The following is a 20,268-nucleotide window of genomic DNA, read 5'->3' as shown; positions in this document are numbered from 1 at the left end:
GCGAGCAAGCCCGCTCCCACAGGGATAACGTTTCCAGATTTAAGACTGCAGGGAGCATTTTTAATGCGCGTCATTCTTTTCAGCAGCCAGCCCTACGACCGCGACAGCTTTATCGGCGAGCCGCTGCCGGCAGGTGTAGAGCTGCAATTTCAACCGGCGCGCCTGAACCTCGACACCGTGGCCCTGGCCGAACACCACGAAGTGGTCTGCGCCTTTATCAACGATGACCTCAGTGCGCCAGTGCTGGAACACCTGGCCGCCGGTGGCACACGCCTGATTGCCTTGCGCTCGGCCGGTTACAACCATGTCGACCTGGCCGCCGCCCAGCGCCTGGGCCTGAGTGTCGTGCGCGTACCCGCCTACTCGCCCCACGCGGTGGCAGAGCATGCCGTCGCCTTGATCCTGGCCCTCAACCGTCGCCTGCATCGCGCCTATAACCGCACCCGTGATGGCGACTTTAGCCTGCACGGGCTCACCGGTTTCGATCTGGTCGGCAAAACCGTCGGCGTGGTCGGCACCGGGCAGATCGGCGCCACCTTTGCCAAGATCATGGCCGGGTTCGGCTGCCAGTTGCTCGCCTGCGACCCGTTCCCCAATCCGCAGGTCCAGGCCCTGGGTGCCCGCTATGTAGACCTGCCAGAGCTATTGGCCCAGGCACAGATCATCAGCCTGCACTGCCCGCTGACCGCCCACAGCAAACACCTGATCAACGCCCGTTCCCTGGCCCAGATGCAACCTGGCGCCATGCTGATCAACACCGGACGCGGTGGCCTGGTGGACACGCCTGCGCTGATCGAAGCCCTCAAGAACGGCCAACTCGGCTACCTGGGCCTGGATGTGTATGAGGAAGAGGCCCAGTTGTTTTTCGAGGATCGCTCCGACCTGCCGCTGCAAGACGACGTACTCGCACGCCTTTTGACCTTTCCTAACGTGATCATCACCGCCCACCAGGCGTTCCTGACCCGTGAAGCGCTGGCGGCAATCGCAGCCACCACGCTGGCCAACATTGCCGCGTGGGCCGATGGCCAGCCGCAGAACCTGGTGCAAGGTTGATCAGCGGTCACATACCAGGCCCATGATAGGCCGGCACCCGTGATAGGATGCCGCGCCTATTTGGAGGATCCATGGCCGAACACGATTTCCGCTTCAGCTTGCTGAGCCCGCAACACACCCTGATCGAATGCCGCGCCCTGGTGCCGGGCCGTTACCAGGTCACCGGCAACGGTGGTTCGATCAAGCATGGCGACGTCTTGATCGTCACCCTGCGCGGCAGTAAAACCCTGTCGATGCGCCTGACCGTCGAAGGTGACGCGCGCTATTCCATCCGCCCGGCGGGCCAGTGGGTCGCGATGGCCCTGGGGCCGAAATTCGGCGAGCTGGAAATTCACACCTGGAAGGTCAACTGCGACAGCTGCGACAGCGTGCTGGAGTTTGAATTCGCCGTGGAAACCAAGCTGTCCAAAGAGCCGCTGCAACCGGCCGCCAATGCGCGCATCAAGGAACTGGGCTGGGCCAGCGAAGGCGACAAGCACCGTTGCCCGAAATGCCAGCAGGCTGCGCAATGAAAGGCCTGCTGCTCGCCGCTCTCGGTGTGGCCCTGACGGGCTGCGCCGCTGACGCGGTCAAGCTGAAGCAAGACCACAGCTACGTGGTGGAGTGGATTGGTGAGCGGCCATTGATGGATTACGCGCACCTGACCGTCACCCTCGGCGCCGATGGCCGCGCCTACGGCAATGGCGGCTGCAACCACTGGTTTGCACCGTACACCGTCGAAGGCCGGACGCTCAGTTTCGGCAAGATCGGCAGCACCCGCAAACGCTGCGCCGAAGCCTTGATGGAGCAGGAACAGCGCTTCTTCCAGGCCCTGCAAGGTGTGCAGCGCTGGGATATTTCACCAATCGAGCAAACCCGCTTCTGGCCGGCTGAAGGCAAGCCGATCCGCCTGTGGCTGGAAGAAGGCTGATACCAACAGCCTAAAGATCGGTGAGCTCTAAATGTGGGAGGGGGCTTGCTCCCGAAGGCGGTGGGTCAGCCAATATATATGCTGACTGACACACTGCTTTCGGGAGCAAGCCCCCTCCCACATTGGATTGGGGGCAATTCTCTAGCCACGCAAGGCTTTGAGCTTGGCCAACACGCCTTCCGCCGTCTGCTCACCCATCAGCTGTTCACGCACCTTGCCCTTGTCATCAATGATGTAGGTCACCGGCAGCGCCTCGCTGCGCGGAATATCGAAAATCTCTTCCGGGTTCTGCGCCAGCACCGTGAACTTGATCCCCAGCTTCTCGCTGGCGGCCTTGAGTTCTTCACCCTGTACGTTGTCGAAATTGACCCCGAACACGCCCACGTTCTGGCCTTTCAACTGTTCGGCCAAGGCATTCAGTTGCGGAATTTCCGTGCGGCACGGGCCACACCATTCGGCCCAGTAGTTGACCACCACCCATTGTTTGTCCAGGCGTTCGGCCGCCACTTTCTTGCCATATTGGTCAACGCCGTAATCGTTACCGCAGCCGCTGAGCAGCAGGGTTGTGATGATCGCCAATGCACCGATCAGTCGCCTAGTCATGGGGTAATCCTTCGCAAAAAATGAACGTTGGCTGCGACCTATCGCCTCTTACGGTTTAAGGACGGGTCGCCGCGCAGGTAGAATACCCGCCACCTTACGCAAGATGCGACCCGCACATGACCGATCTGACGCTTTATCACAACCCGCGCTGCTCGAAATCGCGCGGTGCGCTCGAGCTGCTGGAAGCCCGGGGCCTGAACCCGACCGTGGTGCGCTACCTCGAAACCCCGCTGGACGCCGCGCAACTCAAGGCCTTGCTCGCCAAGCTGAACATCAGCGCGCGCCAACTGCTGCGCACCGGCGAAGATGAATACAAAACCCTTAACCTGGCCGACGCCAGCCTCAGCGAAGCGCAGTTGATTGCCGCGATTGCCGAGCACCCGAAGCTGATGGAACGCCCGATCCTGGCAACCGCCGACAAAGCCGTCATCGGCCGCCCACCGGAAAACGTGCTGGAGTTGCTGCCGTGACCGCGCCCTATGTGCTGGTGCTGTATTACAGCCGCAATGGCTCGGTCAGCGAAATGGCTCGGCAGATTGCCCGCGGCATTGAGCAAGGCGGCCTCGAAGCCCGCCTGCGCACCGTACCGGCGATTTCCACCGAGTGTGAAGCCGTGGCGCCAAGCATCCCGGACGAAGGCGCGTTGTATGCAAGCCTGGATGATCTGAAGAATTGCTCCGGCCTGGCCCTGGGCAGCCCGACGCGCTTTGGCAACATGGCCGCGCCGCTCAAGTACTTCCTCGATGGCACCAGCAACCTGTGGCTCACCGGCGCACTCGTGGGCAAACCGGCTGGCGTGTTCACCTCCACCGCCAGCCTGCACGGCGGTCAGGAAACCACGCTGATGTCGATGCTGCTGCCGCTGCTGCACCACGGCATGCTGATCACCGGCCTGCCCTACAGCGAACAAGCCTTGCTCGACACCCAGGGTGGCGGCACGCCGTATGGCGCCAGCCACCATTCGGGGCCGGACGGCAAACGCATGCTCGATCAGCACGAAATCACCCTGTGCCGCGCCCTCGGCCTGCGCCTGGCCACCACTGCCACGCTGCTGGAGAACGGCCGTGGCCAGAAAGCCTAAGGTCCTGCCGCCCCAGGCGTGGCTGGAGCCACGGGTCAAGGTGGCACGCGTGCTGAGCTTGTTGGCTTTTCTGGGGCTGGTGGGCTTGCTGTGCGTGTATTACCTGTTCATCGCCGACCTGCACGGGGCGCGCCCGTGGGTGATCCTGCTGATCGAGCTGGTGCCGCTGCTGGTGCTTGCGCCAGGGATGCTGCTGGGCAGCGCGCGTGGGCATTCGTGGATGTGCTTTGTGGTAAACCTGTATTTCATCAAGGGCGCACTGGCGGCGTATGACCCGAACCGCCAGTGGTTCGGGGTGCTGGAGATGCTGGCGAGCCTGGCGGTGTTTTGTACCGCGCTGTTGTATGTGCGGTGGCGGCATCAGTTGAATCGGCGGTTGGCGCAAGTCTGATAGGAATTTGGCGCCGGACAGTCAGTCTTCGCGAGCAAGCCCGCTCCCACATTTATCCGAGTACATCCTTTGGAATGCGGTCGAATGTGGGAGCTGGCTTGCCTGCGATAGCCTCACCTCGGTCTCAATGATTCACCGTGTAGGCCAGCATCATCGACAGCTGGCACATCGGCCGCCCACTCTCGGCGTGCCATTGGTTAAACGCGCCCTGCACCGTCGCCAAATCCCGCAGGCTGGTCGGTGCCTTGTCGACGATCTTCTGTGCATTCAAGGCCGCGACCACATCATCGCTCGGCACAAACGTATCCTTGCCCACCATGCGCAAAAACCGCGGCGCCGACAGCCCGCCCAACTGGTGCCCGTGCTTGCTCAGGTACTTCCACAAGCTGACGATATCGGTCACCGGCCAGTCGGCGACAAACGCGCCGAAGCTGCCCTTTTCCTGCTCGATGTCCAGGATCATCTGCGCATTGCGCGGCACGCTTTTGAGCTTGCCCAGGTGGCGGATGATGCGCGTGTCCTGCATCAAGCGTTCCAGGTGCTCGGCGCCCATCAGCACGACTTTTTCCGGGTCGAAGCCAAAGAACACCTGCTCGAACGCCGGCCATTTGGCATCCACCACGCTGTGCTTCAAGCCCGCGCGAAATACGCGCAGCGCCAGGGTCGACAGGTAGCGGTCATCACTGATTTTGCGCAATTGCGCCGCGGTCTTGGGTACAGGCAGGTGGGCTTCCAGCTCGGCCGCTGAACCAAAGCGGTTCAGACAATATTCGTGCAGCCACTTGTAATCGCGCATGCCCTCTCCTGGCAGTTGAATGGAAAACGGCGCCCGTAAGCGCCGTCTTTCAGAGCGTTGAAACGTCTTAGAGGTTCACCACATTGACGAAGCGCGACGCGGCGGTTTCGTCGATTTTCAGGCTGGTGAAATCGAACAGGTTGCGGTCGGCCAGCTGCGATGGCTGCACATTCTGCAAGCTGCGGAAGATGCTTTCGGTGCGGCCCGGGGTCTTGCGCTCCCAGTCCACCAACATCTCCTTGACCACCTGGCGCTGCAGGTTTTCCTGGGAGCCGCACAGGTTGCACGGGATGATCGGGAATTGCTTGAAGTCGGAGTAAGCCTGGATGTCCTTCTCGTTGCAATACGCCAGCGGCCGGATCACCACGTTGCGGCCGTCATCGGCACGCAGCTTGGGCGGCATTGCCTTGAGCGAGCCGTTGAAGAACATATTGAGAAAGAAGGTCTCAACGATGTCATCGCGGTGATGCCCCAGGGCCATCTTGGTCGCGCCGATTTCATCGGCAAAGGTGTAAAGCGTGCCACGACGCAGGCGTGAGCACAGCGAGCAAGTGGTCTTGCCCTCAGGGATCAGCTCCTTGACCACCGAATAGGTGTCTTTCTCAACGATGTGGTACTCCACGCCCAGCGCTTTGAGATAGGCCGGCAGCACGTGTTCGGGGAAGCCCGGTTGTTTCTGGTCCATGTTGACGGCGACGATCTCGAACTGGATCGGCGCGACCTTTTGCAGGTGCAGCAGCACGTCGAGCATGGTGTAGCTGTCTTTGCCGCCGGAGAGGCAGACCATGACCTTGTCGCCGTCCTCGATCATGTTGAAATCGGCGACCGCTTCCCCGGCCAGGCGACGCAGGCGTTTTTGCAGTTTGTTCTGGTTGACCGTAAGAGTGCCCATGGCGCTTGGATCCGCTAGAGGTGTGTGACGAAAAGCGCAGCATTTTACGCAAAAATACTTGAATGGGCGACGCCGATCCAATGTGGGAGCTGGCTTGCCTGCGATGGCGGTGTGTCAGCAACTAATACATCACTGATCCACCGCTATCGCCGGCAAGCCAGCTCCCACAGTAGAACCCGTTATCACTGACAGACCTCACCGCGATTAGCGCCCATGTTTACAGCGCAATTTGCTCTAAAGCCCTACAGTTTTTCCGGTCATCACTTCCTATACTGCGACGTAAGGTCGCACAACTATCCAGGACCTTATGTGGCCATTTGGCCCGTGGGCGCTCCGATGGGGGGCGATGGTAATAACGACAGGAGTGACTGGCATGATCCATCACGTCGTGGGGCTGTTTACCCATCCCGACCAGGAATGGCGGGAAATTCGTGGCGATAAGGAAGAAAGTATCGGCCACATGTACCTCACTCACACTTTGATTCTCGCGGCGATCCCTGCCGTATCGGCCTTTATCGGCACCACGCAGGTCGGCTGGGTCATCGGTAGTCGCGCCCCGGTCATGTTGACCCAGGAAAGTGCGCTGTGGATGACCCTCATGTCCTACGCAGCGATGCTCGGCGGCGTGGCGGTGATGGGCGCCTTCATCCATTGGATGGCCCGCACCTACGATGCCAGCCCGAGCATGGCGCGCTGCATAGCGTTCGCCACCTACACCGCGACCCCGCTGTTTATCGGCGGGCTGGCGGCGCTCTATCCGCATATGTGGCTGGGCATGGTCGTGGGCACGGCGGCTATCTGTTACACGGTGTACTTGCTGTATGTAGGGCTGCCGACGTTCATGAACATCGACCCGGACGAGGGCTTCCTGTTTTCCAGCTCGGTACTGGCCGTGGGCCTGGTGGTACTGGTGGCCATCATGGCGTTTACCGTGATTGTCTGGGGGCTGGGCGTAGGCCCGATCTACACCAACTAAGCGGATCGACCGCAGGCAAAGCCACCGCAAGGTGGCTTTGTGCGTTATGCATGACCATTCGGCGCCTGACAGATTCGGAAACACCTGCTTTTGCGGCATACTGGACGTCTCTGGAGATATGGTCAGCATGCCCGAGCAACTCAATACCCGCGTCGAAGATTGTTTCCTGCAAGCCGAATCCTTTTTTAAACGAAGCTTCAAACGCCCCCAGGTCAGCCTCAAGCTGCGGGGCCAGAAGGCCGGTGTCGCGCATTTGCACGAGAACCTGCTGCGTTTCAACCCACAGTTGTACCGCGAAAACAGCCAACACTTCCTCAAGCAGACCGTGGCCCATGAGGTCGCGCACCTGATCGCCCACCAACTGTTTGGCGAGCGCATCCAGCCCCATGGCGAGGAATGGCAGCTGATCATGCGCGGGGTGTACGAACTGCCGCCGGATCGTTGCCACACCTATGAAATCAAGCGCCGCCAGGTGACCCGGTATATCTACCGTTGCCCGTGTGCCGACAGCGATTTCCCGTTTTCGGCCCAGAGGCATGGGCTGGTGAATCAGGGGCGGCGGTATGTGTGCAGGCGGTGTCGGCACACGTTGGTGTACACAGGGGAAACTCGGGTGGAGTGAGGGCCGCATCGCGGGCAAGCCCGCTCCCACATTTGACCGCGCCGCCTATCTAATGTGGGAGCTGGCTTGCCTGCGATGGCGTCAGATCAGGCACTAACCAACAACCTTGGCCCGCCGCAACTCGGCTATCCGCTGAGCACTAAACCCCAACTCGGCCAGCACTTCATCACTGTGCGCCCCCACCGCCACGCCAATATGCCGAGGCGCTGGCAACCCCTCGGAAAACTTCAACGGGCAGGCCAGTTGCGCCTGCGTCGAGCCATCACCCCGAGGCACCTGGCTGACCAGCTCCCGCGCCTTCAGCTGTGGATGCTCCAGCGCTTCACTCAGGCTCAGCACCGGCTCGACACACGCATCCACGCCGGCGAACAACTCACACAGCTCATCAAAGCTGCGCTTCTCAAATTCGACCTGCAACGCCAGCTTCAGGGCTTTTTGCTGCTCGGGTTTCAGGCTTTGCATGGCCAGCTCCGGCCTTCCCAGCGTTTCGCACAATTGCCGCATAAACGCCGGTTCCAGGCTGCCCACCGACATCCAGCGCCCATCACGCGTGCGGTAGTAGTCGTAGAAACTGCCGCCGTTGAGCACATGGCTCTCCCAATCAGGCTCGACCCCGCAGGCCAGGTAGCCCGCACCGGCCATGGCGTTCAGGCTGAACGAGCAGTCGGTCATGCTCACATCAAGGTATTGGCCGACGCCACTGTGCTGGCGGGCAATCACGGCGGCGAGCAACCCCACCACAGCGTGCAGCGACCCACCGCCAACATCCGCCAATTGCACGCCCAGCGGCACCGGCCCGCTGTCCTGGCGACCGGTGTAACTGGCCACGCCGGCCAACGCGAGGTAGTTGATATCGTGCCCGGCGCGGTCTTTATAAGGCCCCGTCTGACCGTAACCGGTGATCGACACATAAATCAGCCTGGGGTTGAGCGCCTTCAGCGCCTCATAGCCCAGGCCCAGGCGCTCCATCACCCCGGGCCGGAATTGCTCAAGGACAATGTCGTAGTCCTTGACCAACTCACGCACGATCTGCAGCGCCTCGGCCTGCTTGAGGTCCAGTGCCAGGCTGCGCTTGTTGCGGTTGAGGTAGGCATGGCTCGCCGAAGTGCCCTGATCATGGGGCGGCAGCACGCGCAACAGGTCCATGCGCGTGGCCGATTCGATACGCAGCACCTCGGCGCCCATGTCCGCCAGCATCAGGGACGCGAACGGGCCAGGCAGCAAGGTGGAAAAATCCAGCACTTTGAGGGACGCCAAGGGACCTGACATAAAGACTCCATTTGGGTTGCGACTGCCCACAGCCTAGGCAGCCTTGCGCCTGGCGGCAATCGTCAGAACGATCAGCGACAGTGACCGTTTTGATCACGGCGGGCTTTTTCGCGGCGGCGGCTTTATCATTGGCCCACGTTTGCTTGCAGAGTGTTCCATGAAGTTTGCGATTGCAGTATTTTCCGCCGCCCATGCGCCCTCCTCGCGCCGCGCCTTGCTGTTCGCCCAGGCAGCGCTCGCCGGTGGGCATGAGATTGTGCGGCTGTTTTTTTATCAGGACGGCGTGTACAGCGCTGCCAATAACATCGTTGCGCCCCAGGATGAGCAAGACATTGCCCGCCAGTGGCGTGAGTTTGTCAGCCAGCATCAGCTCGACGGCGTGGTGTGCATCGCCGCCGCCTTGCGCCGTGGCGTACTCAATACTGAGGAAGCCACGCGTTACCAGCGCAGCGCGGTGAACCTCGACGCGCCGTGGGCGTTGTCGGGCCTGGGGCAATTGCATGACGCGATCCAGGCTGCCGACCGCCTGATCTGTTTTGGAGGGCCGTGAGATGGCCAAGTCTTTATTGGTGATCAGCCGCCAGGCACCGTGGTCCGGGCCGAGCGCGCGGGAAGCGCTGGATATCGTATTGGCCGGTGGCGCCTTTGACCTGCCGCTGGGTCTGCTGTTTATGGACGATGGCGTGTTCCAACTGGCAACGCATCAGGACGCCAAGGCCGTGCAGCAAAAAGACCTCAGCGCCAACCTGCAGGCGCTGGGCCTGTTCGGCATTGATGAGGTGTTTGCTTGCAGCCACAGCCTTGCCGAGCGCAGCCTCGCGACACCTGCCGGCGCGCAGGTGCTGGACAGCGCTGCGATCACCCAATTGATTGACCGTTATGACCAGGTGATGACCCTCTGATGTCGACTTTGCACGTGGTATCTCACTCCCCGTTTACCGATAGCCGCCTGGCCAGTTGCCTGCGCGTGTGCGGTGCCGCGGACGCCATCCTGCTGTGTGGCGACGGCGCCTACGGTCTGCACAACGCAGCCCTGCAAACCCGTGGCGTAAAGGTCTTGGTACTGGCCGAAGACATGCAGGCACGCAACCTGCCCCTGCCGGACTGGGCCGACAGCGTCGACTACCCAGGGTTCGTACAGCTGTCGATCGACTACGACAAGGTCAACACCTGGCTATGAACACCCTGACCGTAGGCGAACGCACGCTTGAGCTGGACAAGGACGGCTACCTCGTCGACCTGAATGACTGGTCCACCGACGTGGCCATTGCCCTGGCCGCCGCTGAGCCCCTGGAATTGACTGCCGAGCATTGGGAAATCCTCGAATTGCTGCGCGGGTTTTACGCAGAATTTCAGCTGTCCCCGGCCACGCGCCCGCTGATCAAGTACACCGCCTTAAAGCTCGGCCCGCAAAAGGGCAACAGCTTGCACCTCAACACATTGTTCAACGGCACTCCCGCCAAACTCGCCGCCAAGCTGGCGGGCCTGCCCAGGCCGACGAATTGCTTATGACCGACTTTGCCCCGCTGACCCTTGAAACCCCCGCCGAGCACCCGTTTGCGCAGTTCGTGCGCATCCTGGGCAAAGGCAAGCGCGGCGCGCGCAACCTCACCCGTGAGGAGGCCCGCGAAGCCATGGGCATGCTGCTCGACGAAAAAGTCGAAGACACCCAGCTCGGTGCCTTCCTGATGCTGCTGCGTCACAAGGAAGAGAGCCCGGAAGAACTCGCCGGTTTCACCGAAGCCGTGCGCGAACGCCTGAACGCGCCGGCGCTGAATGTGGACATCGATTGGCCGACCTACGCCGGTAAAAAACGCCACCTGCCGTGGTACCTGCTGGCGGCCAAGTGCCTGGCGCAAAACGGCGTGCGCATCCTGATGCACGGCGGCGGCGCCCATACGGCAGGCCGCTTGTACACCGAGCAATTGCTGCAAGGCCTGCAAATCCCGCTGTGTCGCAATTGGCAACAGGTCGAGGCGGCATTCGAGCAAGGCAACCTGGCGTTTATCCCGCTGGGTGACTGGGCGCCGCAACTGCAACGCATGATCGATTTACGCAACACGTTGGGCTTGCGCTCGCCTATTCACTCCTTGGCGCGCCTGCTCAACCCGCTGAATGCGCGTTGCGGCCTGCAAAGTATTTTCCACCCCGGTTATCAGGGCGTGCACCGCGATGCCAGCGGCCTGCTGGGCGATAACGTGATTGTGGTGAAGGGTGATGGCGGCGAAGTCGAGATCAACCCGGACACCCTCAGCCATTTGTATGGCACCACCGGCGGGCAGAGTTGGGACGAAGAGTGGCCCGCCCTCTCCGCCCAGCGCCACGTCAAACCGGCCAGCCTGGAACCCGAGCATTTAAAAGCCTTGTGGCGCGGTGATGTCGAGGACAGCTACCCGCAACTCGCGCTGATCGCGACCATGGCCCTGGCCCTGCGCGGACTCGGCCATGCTCGGGAACAGGCGTTCGAATTGGCCCGGCACTACTGGGATGCGCGGGACAAATCGATTTAATCGATGATTACCGCCCGGTCTTTGCGCTTTTAGTTCGAACTCAGCCCTTTAAACTGGGCTCCAACGCTTATTAGCCAAGGAGCCAGTCATGGGTTTGCTGATCGAAGGACACTGGAAAGACCAGTGGTACGAAAGTAGCGCAGACGGCGCGTTCCAGCGCGAGCAGGCGCAACGCCGCCACTGGGTGACCGCCGATGGCGAGCCGGGCCCCAGCGGCGACGGCGGTTTCAAGGCCGAAGCCGGTCGTTACCACCTGTACGTGTCCCTGGCCTGCCCGTGGGCTCATCGCACGCTGATCCTGCGCAAACTCAAGGGTTTGGAGAGCCTGATCGACGTGTCCGTGGTCAGTTGGCTGATGCTTGAAAATGGCTGGACCTTCGACAAGGCCCACGACTCGACGGGCGATAAACTGGATGATTTCCAGTTCATGCATCAGCGCTACACCGCCGACACCGAAAATTACACCGGGCGTGTCACCGTGCCAGTGCTGTGGGACAAGAAGCTCAAGCGCATCGTCAGCAATGAATCAGCGGAGATCATCCGCATGTTCAACAGCGCGTTTAACGGGCTGACCGGCAATACTCTGGATTTCTACCCCGAAGCCCTGCGCTCGACAATCGATACGCTGAACGAGCGCATCTACCCCGCGGTGAACAATGGCGTGTACCGCGCCGGGTTTGCCACCTCGCAGCAGGCGTATGAACGTGCATTTGATGATGTGTTTGCCGAATTGGATCGCCTGGAACAGCACTTGGCTGAGCAGCGCTACCTGGCCGGTGAATACCTGACCGAAGCCGATGTGCGGCTGTTCACCACGCTGATTCGCTTTGATGCGGTGTATTACAGCCACTTCAAATGCAACCTGCGCCGGATTGCCGACTATCCGAATTTGTCGAACTGGCTAAGGGAGTTGTATCAGTGGCCAGGCGTGGCCGAGACGGTGGATTTTGTGCATATCAAGGGGCATTACTATGCGAGCCATCGGACGATCAACCCGACCGGGATTGTGCCGAAGGGGCCGTTGCAGAAGTTTGATGCCGAGCATGATCGGGCGCGGTTGAGCGGTAAAGGCGTCTTGGGCTGAGAACCTTGTGGCGAGGGAGCTTGCTACCGCTGGGCTGCGCAGCGGCCCCAATAAAAAACACCGCGTTCTGCCAGGCAAAACGCGGTGTTTGGTTTTAGGGCTGCTGCGCAGCCCAACGGGAGCAAGCTCCCTCGCCACATTAAAATCACTCACCACGGCGGCGATGTCAGACTTGGGATTGCGCGCCTTCAAACCACTTGAGTTTCTCGCGCAACACCACCACCTCACCGACGATCACCAGTGTCGGCGCATGCACTTCATGCTCCGCCACCATGCGCGGCAAATCCGCCAATGTGCCGGTAAACACGCGCTGGTTGGACGTGGTGCCCTGTTGGATCAACGCCGCTGGCGTATCCGCCGCGCGCCCGTGCTTGATCAGTTGCTCACAGATGATCGGCAAGCCAATCAGGCCCATGTAGAACACCAACGTTTGCGACGGCCCCACGAGGTCATGCCAAGGCAAGTCCGACGTTCCGTTCTTTAGATGCCCGGTGATAAAGCGCACCGACTGCGCATAGTCACGGTGCGTCAGCGGAATCCCGGCATACGCCGCGCAACCGCTGGCCGCTGTAATACCCGGCACTACCTGGAACGGGATGCCATGGGCCGCCAATTCCTCGATCTCTTCGCCGCCACGGCCGAAGATGAACGGATCGCCACCTTTGAGTCGCAACACACGCTTGCCCTGCTTGGCCAGGTCCACCAGTTGCTGGTTGATCTGGTCCTGCGGCACGGCATGGTCGGCGCGACGTTTGCCGACGTAGATACGCTCGGCGTCACGGCGGCACAGCTCAAGAATCGCCGGGGCCACCAGGCGGTCATACAGCACCACATCGGCCTGCTGCATCAGGCGCAAGGCACGGAAGGTCAACAGGTCCGGATCACCCGGGCCCGCACCGACCAAATAGACTTCGCCAGGCGCATACGGCGGCGCGCCATTGACCTTTTCGATCAACAGACGCTCGGCTTCATCGCCCTGCCCGGCCAATTGACGATCGGCGATCGGGCCCTGGAACACTTCTTCCCAAAAGGCCCGACGCTGCTGCACATCCGGGTACAAACCTTTGACCTGGGCGCGAAAACGCGCCGCCAAACCGGCCAATTGGCCATAAGTCGACGGAATCCAGGTTTCCAGCTTGGCGCGGATCAAGCGTGCCAGCACCGGCGCATCGCCGCCGCTGGACACCGCAATCACCAAGGGTGAACGGTCGACAATCGCCGGGAAGATCACGCTGCACAAGGCGGGCGCGTCCACCACATTGACCGGCACACAGCGGCGCTTGGCATCGCTGGACACCTGCGCGTTCAACGGCTCGTCGTCCGTGGCCGCGATAATCAGCACGCAGCCGTCAAGGTCTGCCTCCTGATAACCGCGCAAAATCAGGTCCCCGCCACTGCCCAGCACCAGTTCTCGCAACTGGTCTTCGATCTGGGGAGCAACCACCCGCAGCAACGCACCGGCGTCGGCCAGCAGCCGGGATTTGCGCAAGGCAATCTCCCCGCCACCGACGACCAACACACGACTGCCGCGCAGGTTATGAAACAGCGGCAGAAATTCCATTTAGCCGATGACCTCAACGCCGCCCATGTACGGCTTGAGCACTTCCGGCACGCGGATGGAACCGTCGGCCTGCTGGTAGTTTTCCAGCACGGCCACCAGGGTACGGCCTACGGCCAGGCCCGAGCCGTTGAGGGTGTGCACCAGTTCCGGCTTGCCGGTTTCCGGGTTACGGAAACGCGCCTGCATGCGACGGGCCTGGAAATCACCGCAGTTGGAGCACGACGAAATCTCGCGGTACTTGTCCTGGCTCGGCACCCACACTTCGAGGTCGTAGGTTTTCACGGCGCTGAAACCCATGTCGCCGGTGCACAGAGCCAGTACGCGGTACGGCAGCTCCAGCAGTTGCAGGACGCGCTCGGCGTTGGCGGTCAGGCCTTCCAGGGCTTCCATGGAGGTCGACGGCTCTACAACCTGCACCATTTCAACTTTGTCGAACTGGTGCTGACGGATCATGCCGCGCGTGTCACGGCCCGAGGCACCGGCTTCGCTACGGAAGCACGGGCTGTGAGCCACGAACTTGATCGGCAGTTGTTTGGCGTCGAGGATTTCACCGGCGACGATATTGGTCAGCGACACTTCGGCGGTCGGGATCAGGTACAGGTCGGCTTCGCCGTCGCGGCTGATCTTGAACAGGTCTTCCTCGAACTTCGGCAGCTGGCTGGTGCCCATCAGCGCCGGTGCCTGCACCAGATACGGCGTGTAAGCTTCTTCGTAGCCGTGTTCAGCGGTGTGCAGGTTGATCATGAACTGCGCCAGGGCACGGTGCATGCGCGCAATCGGGCCGCGCAACAGAGCAAAGCGTGCGCCGGACATTTTTGCGGCGGTTTCGAAATCCAGGCCGCCGGTCAGTTCGCCCAACGCAACGTGATCCTTGATCTCGAAATCGAAGGCTTTTGGCGTGCCCCAACGGCGCACTTCGACGTTGCCGTCTTCGTCTTCGCCAATTGGCACCGATTCGTGCGGAATATTCGGGATGCCCAGCAGGATCGAATCCAGCTCGGTCTGAATGCCTTCCAGCTCGACTTTGCCGTCGGACAGCTCAGTGCCCATGCGCTCGACATCCGCCATCAACGGCGCGATGTCTTCGCCGCGCTGCTTGGCCTGACCGATGGATTTGGAACGCGCATTACGCTCAGCCTGCAGTGCTTCGGTGCGGGTCTGGACGGTCTTGCGCTGTTCTTCCAGCGCTTCGATGCGCGCAACATCCAAGGCAAAGCCACGGGATGCCAGGCGGTCCGCTACGTCCTGAAGGTTGCTACGTAACAGTTTGGAATCGAGCATGTCGGTCTCTCGTTTATCAAAGTTTGGTCAAGGACAGGCCGGCCCAGGTGGCGAGCAGCCCGCCGAACACGCTGATGCCCAGGTAACCGAAGGCTACCAAAGCCTGCCCGCTTTCCAGCAGGCGCAGCGTATCCAGTGAAAAGGATGAAAAGGTCGTAAGACCGCCTACAAAGCCGACAATCAAGCCGGCGCGAATCTCAATCGGCACTTCGGGGCGCAACAGGAACCAGCCGTACAAAAGGCCGATAATCAGGCAACCCACCAGGTTGACCGCCAGGGTCGCCGCATAAAAATGCTTCGGCCAGTTGGCGCTGACCCAAGTGCCGGTGGCGAAACGCAATAATGTACCAGCGATACCCGCGGCGGACACGGCAAGAATGGTCTTGAGCACTACTTTCTCCGCTGTTTTGGGCTGAGACGGTCGAGTTGGGCCAGGTGATTGAGTTTTTCACCGATTTTCAGCTCCAGGCCACGGGGCACCGGCTGGTAAAGCGGCAAGGGCTCAAGCTCATCGGGGAAGTAGTCTTCGCCGGCTGCGTAGGCGTCCGGCTCATCGTGGGCATAGCGGTACTCGTCGCCATAACCCAATTGTTTCATCAGCTTGGTCGGCGCATTGCGCAGGTGCATCGGCACTTCGAGGGAGCCGTACTCGGCAGCGGCGCGCAGGGCGGATTTGAAGCCCATGTACACCGCGTTGCTTTTTGGCGCACAGGCCAGGTAGGTGATGGCCTGGGCCACGGCCAACTCGCCTTCCGGGCTGCCGAGGCGCTCCTGCACATCCCAGGCGGCCAGGCACAGGCTCAGGGCGCGCGGGTCGGCGTTGCCGATGTCTTCGCTGGCCATGCGCACCACGCGGCGCGCCAGGTACAGCGGGTCGCAGCCGCCGTCGATCATGCGCGCAAACCAGTACAACGCGCCGTCGGGGTTGGAGCCGCGCACCGATTTGTGCAGCGCCGAGATCTGGTCGTAGAAGGCTTCGCCGCCCTTGTCGAAACGGCGGCGCGTGTCGCCAAGCAGGCTTTGCAACAGGTCGACGCCAATCTCGTGGCCGTCTTCGGCCAGGTCCGAGGCGTTCTCCAGCAGGTTCAGAAAGCGCCGGCCATCGCCATCGGCGGCGGCCAGCAGAATCTTGAAGCCTTCTTCGCTGACACTCAGCTGGCGCTTGCCCAAGCCTTTGTCTTCGCTCAGGGCCCGGTGCAGCAGCTTTTGCATCGCCGCTTCGTCCAGGCTCTTGAGCACATAGACCCGCGCTCGCGAGAGCAAGGCGTTGTTGAGTTCAAACGACGGGTTTTCGGTGGTCGCACCAATGAAAATCAGCGTGCCATCTTCAACGTACGGTAAAAAAGCATCCTGCTGCGACTTGTTGAAGCGATGCACTTCGTCGACAAACAGGATGGTGCGTTTGCCGTATTGCCCGGCCTGCTGCTTGGCGACTTCTACCGCCTGGCGAATCTCTTTGACCCCGGCCAATACCGCCGAAACCGTTTCGAAGTGTGCATCCGAGACTTTCGCCAGCAGCCGCGCCAGGGTGGTTTTACCCACGCCCGGCGGCCCCCAGAAAATCATCGAGTGCAGCGCCCCCTGCTCCAGGGCTTCGCGCAGTGGTTTGCCGCGAGCGAGCAGGTGTTCTTGCCCGACGTACTCGTCCAGGTTGGTGGAACGCAAGCGCGCCGCCAGGGGTTGAGCAATCGGGTCACTTCGAAACAAGTCCATGGGCAGCGTTTGAAACCTCTAGTTTATTCCTGGATCACGTCAGCACCCTTGGGGATGACAAACTTGAACTTGGATGCGTCCACCGGCTGGTTAGCCTTGACGCCGGAGAACAGGATATCGGTGCGTTGGCCAACACTGTCGATCAGGCGCATGTTGTTGATCACGCCGTTGCCGAACGACAGGTTCAGGCTGTCAAACAGCGTGTCCTTGGATTTGGGCTTGAGGGTGAACTCGATCACGTTGCTGGTTTGCTTGGAGGTGATGTCGAAGCTGTCGTTGATCTTCGACACATCACCCGACAGCAGCAGCGCCGGCGTCTGGTTCAAACGCGGGTCGAGCTTCTTGATGGTCGCCTGTTCCAGGTCCGGGTCCCACAGGGTGACCTTCTGGCCATCGGAAACGATGGTCTGCTCGGCCTTGCCTTCGGTGTGCCAGTAGAACAGCCCAGGGCGCTGCACAGCCATTTCGCCTTCGGTTTGCTGCAATTGGGTACCACCGGCATCCAGGGTCAACTGGGAGAAGCGCGCGGTCAGGGTCTTGGATTTGTCCAACAGGTTGGTCAGGCTGGCCACGGAGGCCGGATCAGCGTGGGCCGAAACAGCAGTCAGGGCCAGTGCAGGCAACAACAGCATGCGGATAAAGCGCATGGGAATCCTCATTGAGTCGTCAGGACGCGCCGCGTGTTGCCACGCAGCACGGGGTCAGTCGCGCATCTGCCCGGGGGCGATGACTTCACGCGAACCGTTGGTGTTCATGGCGGTCACGACGCCGGCATTTTCCATGGATTCGATCATGCGGGCGGCGCGGTTGTAGCCGATTTTGAGCTTGCGCTGCACCGCAGAGATCGAGGCGCGACGGCTTTCGAGTACGAATGCCACGGCTTCGTCGTAAAGCGCGTCGGTTTCGGCATCGTCATCACCGCCGCTGCCGCCGTCGAAGCCGCTGCCGGCCTCTTCCACGCCCGCGAGGATGTCGTCGTTGTATTCCGGCGCGCCACGCAGTTTCCAGGCTTCAACCACGCGGTGTACTTCGTCATCGGAGACGAACGCACCGTGCACGCGAATCGGCAGGCTGGTGCCCGGCGGCATGTAGAGCATGTCACCGTGGCCGAGCAGTTGCTCGGCGCCACCCTGGTCGATGATGGTGCGCGAGTCGATCTTGCTGGAGACCTGAAACGCCATCCGCGTTGGAATGTTGGCCTTGATCAAGCCGGTGATCACATCCACCGACGGCCGCTGGGTCGCGAGGATCAAGTGAATACCGGCCGCACGCGCCTTTTGGGCGATACGCGCGATCAGTTCTTCAACCTTCTTGCCGACGATCATCATCATGTCGGCAAACTCGTCGACCACCACCACGATGGTCGGCAGCTTGGTCAGCAGCGGCGCTTCATCGTGGATGCTTTCGCGCTTGTACAGCGGGTCGGTCAGCGGTGTGCCGGCGTCCTGGGCTTCCTTGACCTTGGCATTGAAGCCCGACAGGTTACGCACGCCCATCTTCGCCATCAGCTTGTAGCGGCGCTCCATCTCGGCGACGCTCCAGCGCAGGGCGTTGGCGGCGTCCTTCATATCGGTCACCACTGGGCACAGCAAGTGCGGGATGCCTTCGTAGATCGACAATTCGAGCATCTTCGGGTCGATCATGATCAGCTTGGCGTCATCCGGGCCGGACTTGAACAGGATCGACAGGATCATCGCGTTCACGCCCACCGACTTACCGGAACCGGTGGTACCGGCCACCAGCAGGTGCGGCATTTTCGCAAGGTCGGTGATCACCGGCTTGCCGCCGATGTCGTGGCCGAGGGCCAGGGTGACCGGCGATTTGAAGTTGTCGTATTCCGGGGTCGACAGCACCTCGGAGAACCGCACGATCTGGCGGTCTTCGTTGGGAATCTCGATGCCGACGGTGGTCTTGCCGGGGATCACTTCCACCACACGCACACTGGTCACGGCCAGGGAGCGGGCCAGGTCTTTGGCCAGGTTGGAGATACGGCTGACCTTGACGCCGGCGGCCGGCTGGATTTCGTAACGGGTAATCACCGGGCCTGGGTGGATCGAATCCACCGAGACTTCGACGCCGAATTCCTTGAGCTTGATTTCCAGCAGATGGCCAACCGCCGCCAGGGATTCAGGGGAATAATTGAGTTGTTTCTTTTCGGCCGGGTCGAGAATCGAGATCGGCGGCAGCGTGCCTTCGACGGCGCTGTCGACAAACAACGGCGCCTGCTTCTCTTTCTGCACACGATGGCTCGGCTCGGGCGCTTTGGGCGGTGCCGGGGCAATCACCGGCGGCACTTGCTTCTCGCGGTCCGACATGTGCTTGCTCAGGGCCTGCTCGCGCTCGATCAAGCGCTCCTTGACCTTGGCCTGCTCGCGGCGGTCCGGCGTACTCGGGGCCACCACTTCGTTAACGCGGGTGTCCACCTCGCGCAGTTGCGCGACCATGCGTTTGCGATCGACTCGGGCCGACCACCAACGGTTGGCCGCGCCCTGGAACAACTCGAGCAGGTCCAGGGTGATCTTGCCGGTCACGTCCATCACCTTGAACCACGACAGGTCGGTGAACACGGTGAGGCCGAACAGGAACAGCGCGATAAACATCAAGGTGCTGCCCTGGATGTTCAGGGTCTTGCGCGCCAGGTCGCCGAGGCTTTCGCCCAAGGCCCCGCCCGCGCCCGCCGGCAGGCCGGTAGGTGCATGGAAGTGGATGTGCGCCAGCGCTGCGCCGGACAACACCAGGAACACCAGGCCGATCAGACGCCAGGAGAACAGCCAGCCGCTCCACTGCCACGGTTCGTGACGCTGGCGGAAGATCTGCCAGGTCTTGATCGCCAGCAGCAGCGGGAAGATATACGCGAAGTAGCCCAACACCATAAACAGGATATCGGCGCTGTAGGAACCGGCGGGGCCGCCGAAGTTCTGCACGTCTTCGATCTTGCTGTTGTGGCTCCAGCCCGGATCGTCCTTGCCATAGGTAAGCAAGGCCATCATCAGGAACAGGCACAGGGCGCCAATAGCGATCAGCGCGCCTTCCTTGAGTCGATAATGCAGGTGCTGGCGCCAGGCCGGCACGACTGCTGCTTTAGGTGTTGCGGCGGATTTCTTCAAAACGGGTCTATTCCTGCGCCTTTAGCGCGTCCATCTGTTGAATGACTGCACACTGCTCAATCCGAGCAGCTGAAAAATGAACGAATGTCGCTGAAACTACTTTTAACATTGGGTGATGAACAGGTGAAAGGGCGATAACGCCACAATGCCCGCATTGTACGGGTTTGCGTCGGCGATGCCACGTACTTGCCCTCACCCGACGGCCTGCACAGATAATGTGTCACAGCCTGTTCAATTTGAGCATGCATTGCCTTTGCTGACAAAGGCTTATGCGCTGTTTTTATCAAAGCAGGCAAGCTTGGCAATTGGCCTGCATGGCCCAGACCCGATTACGACCGCGCCTGTGGGGCAGAGTTGCAGAAACACCCGCTAACGCTATTGCGCGCCGATGCCCGATTCGGGCTGGCCCCACAGCGCCT

Annotated in this window: 24 protein-coding genes; 14 read left to right on the top strand and 10 right to left on the bottom strand. The window is 61.2% G+C overall.

Annotated features, from left to right (window positions below):
• Positions 1 to 63: 63 nt before the first annotated feature.
• From QF043_RS10575 to QF043_RS10565, 3 genes are all read left to right on the top strand, one after another.
• Entirely contained in the window at positions 64 to 1,053 is a 990-nt protein-coding gene (locus tag QF043_RS10575; protein ID WP_307418426.1) for a 2-hydroxyacid dehydrogenase, read from the top strand.
• A gap of 71 nt (positions 1,054 to 1,124) precedes the next feature.
• Complete coding sequence (locus QF043_RS10570; protein WP_307418425.1) at positions 1,125 to 1,565, top strand: hypothetical protein; 441 nt, start codon at positions 1,125 to 1,127, stop codon at positions 1,563 to 1,565.
• Positions 1,562 to 1,963 (top strand): META domain-containing protein, encoded by a 402-nt coding sequence (locus QF043_RS10565; protein WP_069787170.1) that lies wholly within the window; start codon positions 1,562 to 1,564, stop codon positions 1,961 to 1,963. The genes QF043_RS10570 and QF043_RS10565 overlap by 4 nt, the downstream gene beginning before the upstream one ends.
• 141 nt (positions 1,964 to 2,104) lie before the next feature.
• Here QF043_RS10565 and QF043_RS10560 read toward each other — a convergent pair whose 3' ends face one another.
• On the bottom strand, positions 2,105 to 2,566 hold the full coding sequence (locus QF043_RS10560) for a TlpA disulfide reductase family protein (protein WP_307418424.1): 462 nt from the start codon (positions 2,564 to 2,566) through the stop codon (positions 2,105 to 2,107).
• 116 nt (positions 2,567 to 2,682) lie between these two features.
• Here QF043_RS10560 and arsC point away from each other — a divergent pair, with 116 nt between their 5' ends.
• The 3 genes from arsC to QF043_RS10545 are packed head-to-tail and all read left to right on the top strand — an operon-like array spanning position 2,683 to position 4,038.
• Positions 2,683 to 3,036, top strand: a complete 354-nt coding sequence (gene arsC, locus QF043_RS10555; RefSeq protein ID WP_307418423.1) for an arsenate reductase (glutaredoxin) — start codon at positions 2,683 to 2,685, stop codon at positions 3,034 to 3,036.
• The gene (wrbA, locus tag QF043_RS10550; RefSeq protein WP_017136576.1) at positions 3,033 to 3,647 is read left to right on the top strand and encodes an NAD(P)H:quinone oxidoreductase; all 615 of its coding nucleotides are present in this window, start codon (positions 3,033 to 3,035) and stop codon (positions 3,645 to 3,647) included. The genes arsC and wrbA overlap by 4 nt, the downstream gene beginning before the upstream one ends.
• Positions 3,631 to 4,038, top strand: a complete 408-nt coding sequence (locus QF043_RS10545; RefSeq protein WP_169988276.1) for a DUF2069 domain-containing protein — start codon at positions 3,631 to 3,633, stop codon at positions 4,036 to 4,038. The genes wrbA and QF043_RS10545 overlap by 17 nt, the downstream gene beginning before the upstream one ends.
• Before the next feature lie 124 nt (positions 4,039 to 4,162).
• Here the strand turns inward: QF043_RS10545 and QF043_RS10540 are convergent, their stop codons facing one another.
• Entirely contained in the window at positions 4,163 to 4,834 is a 672-nt protein-coding gene (locus QF043_RS10540; RefSeq protein WP_307418422.1) for a DNA-3-methyladenine glycosylase I, read from the bottom strand.
• Positions 4,835 to 4,901: 67 nt separating this feature from the next.
• The gene (gene ttcA, locus QF043_RS10535; RefSeq protein ID WP_307418421.1) at positions 4,902 to 5,726 is read right to left on the bottom strand and encodes a tRNA 2-thiocytidine(32) synthetase TtcA; all 825 of its coding nucleotides are present in this window, start codon (positions 5,724 to 5,726) and stop codon (positions 4,902 to 4,904) included.
• Between the two features lie 373 nt (positions 5,727 to 6,099).
• Between ttcA and QF043_RS10530 the strand changes: the two genes are divergently transcribed.
• Together QF043_RS10530 and QF043_RS10525 are read left to right on the top strand one after the other, a co-directional pair.
• Positions 6,100 to 6,702 (top strand): Yip1 family protein, encoded by a 603-nt coding sequence (locus QF043_RS10530; protein WP_307418420.1) that lies wholly within the window; start codon positions 6,100 to 6,102, stop codon positions 6,700 to 6,702.
• Positions 6,703 to 6,829: 127 nt separating this feature from the next.
• Positions 6,830 to 7,324, top strand: coding sequence for a SprT family zinc-dependent metalloprotease (locus tag QF043_RS10525; RefSeq protein WP_307418419.1), 495 nt, complete (start codon positions 6,830 to 6,832; stop codon positions 7,322 to 7,324).
• A 93-nt stretch (positions 7,325 to 7,417) separates the two neighbouring features.
• Here the strand turns inward: QF043_RS10525 and QF043_RS10520 are convergent, their stop codons facing one another.
• On the bottom strand, positions 7,418 to 8,593 hold the full coding sequence (locus QF043_RS10520; protein WP_307418418.1) for a CaiB/BaiF CoA-transferase family protein: 1,176 nt from the start codon (positions 8,591 to 8,593) through the stop codon (positions 7,418 to 7,420).
• Positions 8,594 to 8,750: 157 nt separating this feature from the next.
• On the opposite strand from QF043_RS10520, the gene tusD reads away from it, so the two are divergent.
• The 6 genes from tusD to QF043_RS10490 all read left to right on the top strand — a co-directional run bounded on the left by tusD (position 8,751) and on the right by QF043_RS10490 (position 12,187).
• Positions 8,751 to 9,143 carry a sulfurtransferase complex subunit TusD gene (tusD, locus tag QF043_RS10515; protein WP_058419924.1) on the top strand — a complete coding sequence of 131 codons (393 nt, stop codon included), beginning with the start codon at positions 8,751 to 8,753 and terminating at the stop codon, positions 9,141 to 9,143.
• A 1-nt stretch (position 9,144) separates the two neighbouring features.
• Positions 9,145 to 9,495 (top strand): sulfurtransferase complex subunit TusC, encoded by a 351-nt coding sequence (gene tusC, locus QF043_RS10510; RefSeq protein ID WP_307418417.1) that lies wholly within the window; start codon positions 9,145 to 9,147, stop codon positions 9,493 to 9,495.
• A complete protein-coding gene (gene tusB, locus QF043_RS10505; protein WP_307418416.1) occupies positions 9,495 to 9,773 on the top strand; it encodes a sulfurtransferase complex subunit TusB in 279 nt (92 codons plus the stop codon). The genes tusC and tusB overlap by 1 nt, the downstream gene beginning before the upstream one ends.
• Positions 9,770 to 10,105 (top strand): TusE/DsrC/DsvC family sulfur relay protein, encoded by a 336-nt coding sequence (locus QF043_RS10500; protein WP_305454036.1) that lies wholly within the window; start codon positions 9,770 to 9,772, stop codon positions 10,103 to 10,105. Before tusB ends, QF043_RS10500 begins: the two co-directional genes overlap by 4 nt.
• Complete coding sequence (locus QF043_RS10495; RefSeq protein ID WP_307418415.1) at positions 10,102 to 11,103, top strand: glycosyl transferase family protein; 1,002 nt, start codon at positions 10,102 to 10,104, stop codon at positions 11,101 to 11,103. The genes QF043_RS10500 and QF043_RS10495 overlap by 4 nt, the downstream gene beginning before the upstream one ends.
• A gap of 88 nt (positions 11,104 to 11,191) precedes the next feature.
• Positions 11,192 to 12,187 carry a glutathione S-transferase family protein gene (locus QF043_RS10490; RefSeq protein ID WP_307418414.1) on the top strand — a complete coding sequence of 332 codons (996 nt, stop codon included), beginning with the start codon at positions 11,192 to 11,194 and terminating at the stop codon, positions 12,185 to 12,187.
• A gap of 166 nt (positions 12,188 to 12,353) precedes the next feature.
• Here the strand turns inward: QF043_RS10490 and cysG are convergent, their stop codons facing one another.
• The 6 genes from cysG to QF043_RS10460 are packed head-to-tail and all read right to left on the bottom strand — an operon-like array spanning position 12,354 to position 19,849.
• Complete coding sequence (gene cysG / locus QF043_RS10485) at positions 12,354 to 13,748, bottom strand: siroheme synthase CysG (RefSeq protein WP_017137497.1); 1,395 nt, start codon at positions 13,746 to 13,748, stop codon at positions 12,354 to 12,356.
• On the bottom strand, positions 13,749 to 15,029 hold the full coding sequence (gene serS / locus QF043_RS10480; RefSeq protein ID WP_017137498.1) for a serine--tRNA ligase: 1,281 nt from the start codon (positions 15,027 to 15,029) through the stop codon (positions 13,749 to 13,751). It abuts the gene before it with no gap.
• 16 nt (positions 15,030 to 15,045) lie between these two features.
• Positions 15,046 to 15,420: a fluoride efflux transporter CrcB gene (crcB, locus tag QF043_RS10475; protein WP_003232122.1), complete on the bottom strand. Its 375-nt coding sequence runs from the start codon at positions 15,418 to 15,420 to the stop codon at positions 15,046 to 15,048.
• Positions 15,420 to 16,742: a replication-associated recombination protein A gene (locus tag QF043_RS10470; protein WP_017137500.1), complete on the bottom strand. Its 1,323-nt coding sequence runs from the start codon at positions 16,740 to 16,742 to the stop codon at positions 15,420 to 15,422. The genes crcB and QF043_RS10470 overlap by 1 nt, the downstream gene beginning before the upstream one ends.
• Positions 16,743 to 16,765: 23 nt before the next feature.
• Positions 16,766 to 17,389 (bottom strand): outer membrane lipoprotein chaperone LolA, encoded by a 624-nt coding sequence (lolA, locus tag QF043_RS10465; RefSeq protein WP_017137501.1) that lies wholly within the window; start codon positions 17,387 to 17,389, stop codon positions 16,766 to 16,768.
• Between the two features lie 54 nt (positions 17,390 to 17,443).
• Positions 17,444 to 19,849, bottom strand: coding sequence for a DNA translocase FtsK (locus tag QF043_RS10460; RefSeq protein ID WP_056861706.1), 2,406 nt, complete (start codon positions 19,847 to 19,849; stop codon positions 17,444 to 17,446).
• Positions 19,850 to 20,268: the final 419 nt, after the last annotated feature.

The sequence above is a fragment of the Pseudomonas sp. W3I7 genome (assembly GCF_030816095.1).
In the GTDB taxonomy this organism is placed as follows: Bacteria; Pseudomonadota; Gammaproteobacteria; order Pseudomonadales; family Pseudomonadaceae; genus Aquipseudomonas; species Aquipseudomonas salomonii.
The sequence above is the reverse complement of the archived record's forward strand: the minus strand, read 5'-3'. Positions and strand labels throughout refer to the sequence as shown.